This window comes from Acinetobacter sp. YH16032, assembly GCF_013417345.1.
Taxonomy (GTDB): Bacteria; Pseudomonadota; Gammaproteobacteria; order Pseudomonadales; family Moraxellaceae; genus Acinetobacter.
In genome coordinates this window covers 255776-262311 of record NZ_VPEE01000003.1, presented here as the reverse complement: position 1 = coordinate 262311, position 6536 = coordinate 255776, and the positions used below count along the sequence as shown (strand labels likewise).

The 6536-nt window shown below is 38.1% G+C and carries 8 protein-coding genes; 5 read left to right on the top strand and 3 right to left on the bottom strand.

The features are described from left to right. Nucleotides 1–105 precede the first annotated feature (105 nt). From FTV32_RS04360 to FTV32_RS04340, 5 genes are all read left to right on the top strand, one after another. On the top strand, nt 106–1536 hold the full coding sequence (locus FTV32_RS04360) for a cobaltochelatase subunit CobN (protein WP_180028043.1): 1431 nt from the start codon (nt 106–108) through the stop codon (nt 1534–1536). Nucleotides 1537–1546: 10 nt separating this feature from the next. Beyond that, nucleotides 1547–2050, top strand: a complete 504-nt coding sequence (locus FTV32_RS04355; RefSeq protein WP_092768924.1) for a MotA/TolQ/ExbB proton channel family protein — start codon at nt 1547–1549, stop codon at nt 2048–2050. After that, nucleotides 2050–2355 (top strand): DUF2149 domain-containing protein, encoded by a 306-nt coding sequence (locus FTV32_RS04350; RefSeq protein ID WP_092768927.1) that lies wholly within the window; start codon nt 2050–2052, stop codon nt 2353–2355. Before FTV32_RS04355 ends, FTV32_RS04350 begins: the two co-directional genes overlap by 1 nt. A gap of 259 nt (nt 2356–2614) precedes the next feature. After that, nucleotides 2615–2764, top strand: a complete 150-nt coding sequence (locus tag FTV32_RS04345) for a hypothetical protein (protein WP_180028031.1) — start codon at nt 2615–2617, stop codon at nt 2762–2764. After that, nucleotides 2742–3056 carry a transposase gene (locus FTV32_RS04340; protein WP_180028030.1) on the top strand — a complete coding sequence of 105 codons (315 nt, stop codon included), beginning with the start codon at nt 2742–2744 and terminating at the stop codon, nt 3054–3056. Before FTV32_RS04345 ends, FTV32_RS04340 begins: the two co-directional genes overlap by 23 nt. A 294-nt stretch (nt 3057–3350) precedes the next feature. Here the strand turns inward: FTV32_RS04340 and FTV32_RS04335 are convergent, their stop codons facing one another. Genes FTV32_RS04335 through FTV32_RS04325 form a run of 3 tightly spaced genes read right to left on the bottom strand, consistent with a single transcriptional unit; the run spans nt 3351 to nt 6533 of the window. Beyond that, a complete protein-coding gene (locus FTV32_RS04335) occupies nt 3351–4070 on the bottom strand; it encodes a membrane integrity-associated transporter subunit PqiC (protein ID WP_180028029.1) in 720 nt (239 codons plus the stop codon). Beyond that, nucleotides 4057–5706, bottom strand: coding sequence for an intermembrane transport protein PqiB (locus FTV32_RS04330; protein WP_180028028.1), 1650 nt, complete (start codon nt 5704–5706; stop codon nt 4057–4059). The genes FTV32_RS04335 and FTV32_RS04330 overlap by 14 nt, the downstream gene beginning before the upstream one ends. A gap of 14 nt (nt 5707–5720) precedes the next feature. Beyond that, on the bottom strand, nt 5721–6533 hold the full coding sequence (locus FTV32_RS04325) for a paraquat-inducible protein A (protein WP_180028042.1): 813 nt from the start codon (nt 6531–6533) through the stop codon (nt 5721–5723). Nucleotides 6534–6536 lie beyond the last annotated feature (3 nt).

Genomic DNA, 6536 nt, shown 5'->3' with positions numbered 1-6536 from the left:
GTCATGAGAAAGCCCATATAAATGGGTAATGTACAAGTTGCTGTAGAAGCATGTTTAATTCGTCTGATCACAGATACTTTATAAAGTATTTTAATACTTTTTTGAATCCGTCAATGCGTAAGTCCTAACATTATTCCACAACAAGAGCTCAAGCGCCCACGTGTGGATGTTGTGATTCAAGCCACCAGTGTTTATCGAGATCAATTTGATGGTTTTATGCGTCTACTTGCTGGTGCAATGGCAAAACTTTCAGCGCTAAATGAACCCAATAATCAGCTTTATCAAAATTCACAACAGATACAGCAATCATTAATTGCTCAAAAAGTTGATCCTGAACGAGCTAAAGCGTTATCACAACTTAAAATTTTTAGTAATGAACCTGGAGAATATGGCTCAGGTTTAACGAAAAAAACCTTGTCCTATGATGATTGGGAAAATGATCAAGAATTAGCTAATACCTTCTTAAATAATCTGCAATATGCCTATGGCGATAAAACGTGGGGTGAGCAAGCACCAGTCAATCTATTCGCTGAAAATTTAAAAGGCGTTGATGTTGCCATTATGTCACGTTCTTCAAATGTGCATGGCGTGTTATCGACAGATCATCCATTTGAATATTTAGGTGGATTATCTTTGGCAATTCGTTCCGTTCAAGGGAAATCACCGGAATTACTCATTACAGATTTACGCCAAAATAAAGCTGAAGTCACCTCATTGAAAGCTTATTTGTCAGATGAATTACGTACCCGTTATTTAAATCCTGAGTGGATTAAAAGTATGCAAAAGGAGGGTTATGCTGGCACATTGGAAGTAATTAATATGACCAATAATTTATATGGCTGGAATGTGACTGACCCTTCAGTTGTCCGTGCTGATCAATGGAAAGATATGTATGAAACTTACGTTCAAGATAAGCGCGAACTTGGTGTAAATGAATGGTTCAAACAACATAATCCATCTGCGCAACTCCAAGTATTAAATCGTATGGCGGAAGCGATTCGTCAAGATTATTGGCAAGCTGATGATGAGACAAAACGAGAAATTGCAGAAAAAATTCAAGCGTTGCAAGAACAAGTGAATTTGCCTTTAGAGTCTGAAAAGCTTAATGAATTTACCCAAAGTATTTTGAAGCAAAATGACAGTGTACCACTAGAAAAAAATGCACAGATGACTGTAGTAACTGATCAAGTAAATCTTGAAAATTCATCTGAAACAAAACGCACAGCCGATGAGCAAAATACTCAAAATCAGCAAGCTATAGGACAAGGTTTAAACCCAACAACACAGACTTTGAAAGCGGCCGATGCCAATCAGTCTGCTCAAGATCAACATCCATCTTCTATAGAAATACAAACACCCAAAATAGATCAAAAAAATACTCAGAATCAGGCACAACAGAAAGTCAAAGGTCAGGCTTTGGAACAAGTCCAGAAAAAGTCGGAAGTACAAGATTATGCTTGGGTTGGTGCCTTCATACTGAGTTTATTGATTGGATTTGGTTTTTTTAAACAATTTATGCAACAGCGAAAAAAATAAGAGGAAATTTATGCAAATTTTAGAAGTCGAAAGTTTGATTTATCAGGCTTCAAAACTTTTCTTATGGCCTGTGATGTTGCTCATCCTTATCTCATTGATTTTTTCATTGGTTTCTTTGGGTAGCTTTATTATGGAATGCGTGTTCAGAACCTCTAAACGTTATCGATCGATTTTGATGAAATATGCAGAACAAAATCAATTTCAAGCCTCGACTGATGATTTAGAACTTTGGATTATTAAACGTTTGGAATGGCTAAGAATTGTATCCCGAACTGCACCGATGTTGGGACTGATCGCAACTATGATTCCAATGGGTCCTGCATTACTCGCTTTATCTTCAGGTCAAGCTGAACAAGTGGGGCAGAATATGGTGATGGCATTTTCTTCAGTAATTTTATCTTTAGTTTCGGCTTCTATATGTTTTTATATTTTGGTTATCCGACGTCGTTGGTTGCTTGAAGAATTACGTGAGTATGAAAAAGAATTTGAAAGTCTTCATCAAGGGGAAGCTTAATGCGATTTTTGGAACAGGATGAAAGTGATGATCCTATGCTTTCTGTTGTGAATTTGATTGACCTTTTTTTAGTTATTATTGTGATTCTAATGATGTTGGTAGTACAAAACCCGCTAAATCCATTTTCAAATAATAATGTCGTTGTAATTGAAAATCCTGGTGAAAAAAATATGAAAATTTCATTTAAAGAAGGACAAGAACTTAAACAATATGAATCTACAGGTCAAATTGGTGAGGGCGAAGGAAGTAAGGCAGGGGTAACCTATAAACTGAATGATGGCCGAATGATTTACGTGCCTGAATAAAATGTACGTGTGATACAAACTCATCTATTAATCTAAAGTTTAACATTTGATCTATTTTTCTAAATATTAATACATAATTTGCGGACTAAAATCATCAACTGAAAGAAACTTTTTGATACACATTTCAAGCGATACACAGGCATCTTATAGTCAACCATTGATTTAATGGTTGAACTACTAAAAATGCTTGTGCCTGCTAAAGGTAGACTATCCAAGTTAAGTGAAGAAAATCAGGCTTTACTCCGTCTTAGCTATTGGCGTGTCAGAGCCTACTGCTTCACAAATCTTCCACGATGTAGATGATTGCCTGATCAAGTCCAATCTATTTAATTTACCCGAGAGTCTGCCTGAAGGCGAAGGTATCGACTGGAACGTGGTGATCGTAGATGCCACAGCAACTCCAACATAAAGACCTAAAAAAACAGAAGAAAAGCTATAGTGGCAAGAAGAAGGCACATACATTTAAAGTTCAAGCCATTATCTATTATAGAACACAGCAATTTCTGAGTTTATGCACGAGTCGTGGTGCTGTACATGATTTCGAGCTTTTCAAACGCAACTTGAATCCGATTCCTAAAGGTGCTTTTATTCATGCAGATGAAGGCTATCATGGAATCTATGCAATGTATCCAAATAGCTCATTGCCTCTAAAAGCAAAGAGATGCTGCAAACTAGATCCCGAGCTAAAAGTTTACAATTGAGAAATCAATAAAGAAGAATTGGGATTGAACATGTATTCGGCAGTTTGAAAGCCTTCAAAGTCCTTGCGGCGCGATATCGTAATCGAGTCAAAAGACTAGGTTTAAGATTCAATTAAATTGCTGGAATCTATAACATGGAACTGCATAAAAATGAATTATGAAAGAATTCTATTGTTGAATGTCTTTATCTAAAAAATTATATACCAATTTATCAAAGATAGATGTTTTAAATACAACTCAGAGCTTTGCTGTATTCAAAACAGATTCAAAAGAAATCTCAAGTTTTTATGAAAATTAACTACATACCCCACCAGTAATCGGCTGATTCCTATTTTCTAAGTGCTTGACTGAACTTGCAATACTGATTGAAAGTTGATCAATGGCTTTTTGCGAAACAGTGACTAAAGTGTTTAAGTCTTTATTTTTTTGTGGAATTTCTTCATAAAAACTCATCCGACAACTGAGTTGATGACGTTGAGGTAATGTTTGAGCGTTTTTGGGTATGGATAAGGGGCGATTAGGATCATCATATCTTAAAGTCCAAGTCGCATTCATGAGCATAAAGCGTTGCTGATTTGATTTTTCGATGAAATCAAAGTTAGAAAAATCTAAGGCAATTCGATAAGCTGCTTGTCCACCAGTCATACCACTATTATAACGATCCACTGCACCTAATGTTTGCTGTAAACGCGCAGAAACAGCATCTCTCAATTCAGCCGATAAAGTAGATGTCCAACGATCATCGAACAATACTTTAGCCTGCCCATTTTCTTGTTGAATTACCAATGGAATTCGGTTTAAACGATCGGATAATCCAACAGGAAGCACCTCAATCATCCTCACTTTTTGATTTGACGAAGATGATGTTAGCGTTTGAGTGCTCAATGAATAGAACTTAGGCGTAGGGGATGAAGAGCACCCACTGACGATGAGTGCAAACAAACCAACACTCAAGCTTGAAAGGACTTTTAGGTAGCAGCGTTGCTGAGATTTCAATAATTTATTCTCTGTCATCTTTCTTCGGCTCCGCTGTTTTTCCACGAATCAATGACTCAGGATTTTGTTCTATTTGATCTGCCATTAACTGCAATGAAGCTGCGGCACGGGTAATTTGTTGTAAAGCACGACGTAGATCTTGTTGTAATGGTGCATCACTTGCCAAGATGGTTTCAGAAGACTGAACTGTTTTACGAACATCATCCAAAGTGGCTTGTAAATTAGGCGCAACTTTGCCATCCAGTTGATCGACCAAACTTTTTGAAGATTGTATAGTTTTATCTAAGTTTGCCAAGGTTTGACGAACGTCCTGACCAATTTCAACCAATGGAAATTTAGATACATTATCGGCGATTTGGGACACTTGTGCTTGAAGGCCTTTTAATTCTGTAGGAGTTGTTGGAACTTCAACTACACCATCATTTCGACGGATTGCAGTGGCATATTTAGCTTTAGGGAAAAGATCAAAGCTAATGTAGTTTTGACCTGTAAGTAAATTGCCAGTCCGCATTTGAGCTCGCCAACCACGCTCAACAAATTGCTTGAATACTGTACCTTGCGGGTCCAACTCATGACCTCCAGCAATACGTGAAGGATAAACTTCAGCATCAACACGCATTCGAATTTGCGAGTGATTATTGTAGAACTCAGTGTTGATTTTTTTCACAGTACCGACTTCGACACCCATGAAATCAATTGGAGCTCCTACTGATAAACCTCGCAATGACTCATTGAAATACATTACGATCCGTCTTGGATTAAGATCAGGCTCTTTAAGCGCAAGCTTTTCAGAGTCAAATAATTCAAATTTCATTTTATTCGGAGCAGGAGCTGCATCAGAATTTTCAGGATAACCAAATGCGATCCCTCCCGAAATGATGCTTGCCAAAGATTGTGTGTTTAAACTAAAGCCCGAAGCATTCAAATTGACATCTACACCACTGGCTTGCCAGAAACGCGCATCTGTGGTGACAAATTTGTCATAAGGTGACTTAATGAAAGTTTGAAGTTCAACGCTTTTTCCATCATCAGCCAGGTGGTATGAGGTTACTTGTCCAACGTTGATTCTTCGATAATAAATAGGTGAACCGAAATCGAGCGAACCTAAATCTTGTGCCTTTAAGAAAAAGATTTTTCCAGGAACATCGGAAGTCACGACGGGTGGAGTTTCTAGCCCTTTAAATGAAGTGGTTTTGACATCTGATTTACCGCCATCTACTTCAATATATGCGCCAGAAAGTAAAGTATCGATACCTGAAACCCCACTTGCACCAATACGTGGTCTCACTACCCAAAAACGTGAATCTTGCGTGGCAAAATTACTGGCATCTTTCCGAAGTTCAATTTTAGCAATGATATGAGACCGATCTTCCGAAAGGTCAATTTCGCGTACTAGACCCACATTGACTTGACGATAACGAACTGTAGTTTTGCCAGCTTCAATGCCTTCTGCAGTCCTAAAAGAAACCTCAATAACAGGACCAGTATTCAAATACGCCTTGAGAGCTAATGAAAATGCAATGAGTAATGCCACAATTGGAATAATCCAAATGAGAGAAGGTTTCCATTTGCTACGTTTCTTATCAGGTACACCGACCTGACTCAGAACTTGTTCATCATGAGGATGACCATTACTCGATTGGTTTTCTGACATAGTTATTGATCTTATTAAATCGTAATGTGGTTGTTGTTTGTACGCTTCATCATATGAAGATCAAGCAAGAAGTGAAAGGGTTTTATGTAAATCTCAATGTTCTGTAGCGTCATTTTTTTTTCATGCTGACTCAGAATTGAAACGTAATAGTTGTCCCAAATGATTCTAGGATCAAAACTCAGTGAGGCTAACATGGTCAAAACCACAACTGCACCAAAAGCGACTGCACCTGTGCCTGCTAAAATAGTTGCCAATGATTGAATTTGGATTAGTGCTGCTAGCATGGCGACAACGAAAACATCAATCATTGACCAACGGCCAATAAACTCCACGACTCTATACATGATCGAGCAATGCTTCGGTGAGAGGTGAATTTTTTTTGAGGCTTGTAAATGTACAGCACTGAGCAGGAGAGCAAGGATGACCAATTTCAGTAGTGGAATAAATATACTGGCAATAAAAATAACGGACGAAACGAAATAGTCACCACTTTTCCAGAAATAGATGACTCCACTCATAATCGTGTCTTGTTGACGACCAAGAATAGATTCTGTAATCGTCATCGGTAAAACATTGGCTGGTATATAAAGGATACTTGCTGCAATTAAATAAGCTAAAGTTCGTTCTAAACTTCGGGTTTTACGGGTATGTAATGGGCTATCACAACGAGTACAGCGGGATTTTCGTGCTTGTTCGATGGCAGACAAAGATGTCATGCGGTTGAGTGTTCCACAGCAATGACAAAGTGTGAGCTCAAGATCAATTGCACGCGGTGCAAGCGTTTCTAATGAGACAGGTTTCTGCACAGGGTGTGGCGAATGCTTCATCTG